The organism is Candidatus Thermoplasmatota archaeon (assembly GCA_030018475.1).
Taxonomy (GTDB): domain Archaea; phylum Thermoplasmatota; class JASEFT01; order JASEFT01; family JASEFT01; genus JASEFT01.
The window spans coordinates 1-1,850 of sequence record JASEFT010000095.1 but is presented as its reverse complement, the minus strand read 5'-3'; the positions used below and the strand labels follow the sequence as shown (position 1 = coordinate 1,850).

Annotated in this window: 2 protein-coding genes; both read right to left on the bottom strand. The window is 41.8% G+C overall.

From position 1 onward, the window contains the following. Positions 1–483, bottom strand: a 483-nt coding sequence (locus tag QMD21_07650; GenBank protein ID MDI6856636.1) for a hypothetical protein, incomplete at its 3' end; no start/stop codon positions are given. 373 nt (positions 484–856) lie between these two features. After that, the coding region (locus QMD21_07645) for a hypothetical protein (GenBank protein MDI6856635.1) at positions 857–1,850 on the bottom strand (994 nt) is incomplete at its 5' end.

Genomic DNA, 1,850 nt, shown 5'->3' with positions numbered 1-1,850 from the left:
TACAAGAGTAAAAGAGTCGCAAATCGTAGTTACGTCTTTAGTAACTGAAGTAGTACTTAAATTCACCCATACTCTATGCTGTAAAGAAGTGCCGTTGCCAGTATCTCCAGGAACCATTATCTTCAAATATGCGTAGTTTGTTGTGCTTGCAGGCACGTTTCCAAGATCTACTTTGCCGTTGTCATTAGTATCTGTCAAAGGCACACCTGAAATATTCATAAAGGTAACAGTCCAGTTAGTCCAGCTAGGTTTGTCTAGAGGTTTAGCTTCTAAATCTATCACGCCACTTTCTCCAGCTCCTGTGGCTATTGTAAAATTGTACACTACATAACCAGGCGTTCTGGCTTTAGCTTCCAGTGTTGAAGGCGTTACCGTTACTGTTAACGGCGCTCTTGCCTGCGCAGCAGGCGCAGCTACCAGAGGCACAAACGCTGCAATTACAACTACGAAAAAAACTCCTACAGCAATCTTTCTAAGACTCATAAATTCTTTCACCTTTTTTCCTCTTGGTATTTATAGTTAATAAGCTCACTGCTTAATAAATTTTGTGGGTGGTTATGTATTAAAACGTGTAGTAGCGATATAGTTCTTGAGCTCTGCTCATTTTATATCCAAAATAACATATACATCATTGTGCGACCTGAGACTTTGAATTGGTGTAATATCTTATTGGCGAGTTGAAATTATTTTCGAGAAGCGTTGAGAAAAGTCTTAGAGCAAACAGGAAATAGTCAAATACAGAAGTAAAGAAAGCCCCTTGTTACTACAGAAGACCTGCTTGAAGAAAAGAAAACTGACGAAAAAGAATACAGTTCATTCCCGCATGACTTAAATAAAAAAAGAGGGAGAAGTTTTTTTACGTCGGTGGTGCTACTTTCTTCTTCTTTGCAAACCAAGTTGCTAATGCTGCCACTACAACTACCGCTATCACTATGTATATTATTATCCAGTAAGTTCCGAACGGGAAGCCCCAAACGACTACTCCAGCTATCTCTATAACTTTGAGATTATCGTAAGTCTTTTTGTTAGTAGTATCCCATGTAAAGGTTAGACTAAATGTTCCTGCAGCTACTCCTGTGAGGTTAGTCGACTCTCCGCTTTCAGGATCCACACTTGCGATGCCCTCTGGAGGAGAAATGCTCCAAGTACCTGAGACTGGGCCAGTATACTGATTTGTTGTCTTATTGTACCCAGCTGCGTAAAGTGTATAAGTCATACCTTTTGCAAAAGGACCTGTGATTTCCATACCGCCGCCGTCGGGAGCGTCTCTGATAACTACTTTATCTGTGACAACAGTATAGAATGTCTTCGTTTCACCCTCAATTAAAGTAGTATCATACTGAAGCTGTGCCTTGAACTCATACTCTGTCGCGATTGTTAAGCCAGTTATACTCTCTGAGTGACTGCCTGACGCCGTTTTCGTTACCCAAGTCGTATAAGTCCATGCGGCAGCTCCTACCTGCCTCCAAGCAAATCTAACTTGCACGGTAGTATAACCAACATAGTCACCAACAGTATAATCCATATTCAAAGTCGCGCTCGTAGTCGTAATACCAGTGGCGGGTTTCGTAGTAACTGTTGGGATAGCTGGAGTAAGAGTAGTGAACGTCCGCACACCGCCATAAATAGTAGTACCATCGTACTTAAGCGTAGCATTGAATTGATACTCCGTACCGGAATCCAAACCTGTCAAAGTCTCTGAGTGACTGCCAGACGCACTCTTTGTCACCCAAGCTGTATTACTCCAAACAGCATCCGCTGTCTTCTTATAATCAAATCTAACCTGTACAGAAGCATAGTCACCAACAGTATAATCCATATTCAAGGTCGCGCCCGTAGTCGTAATATCA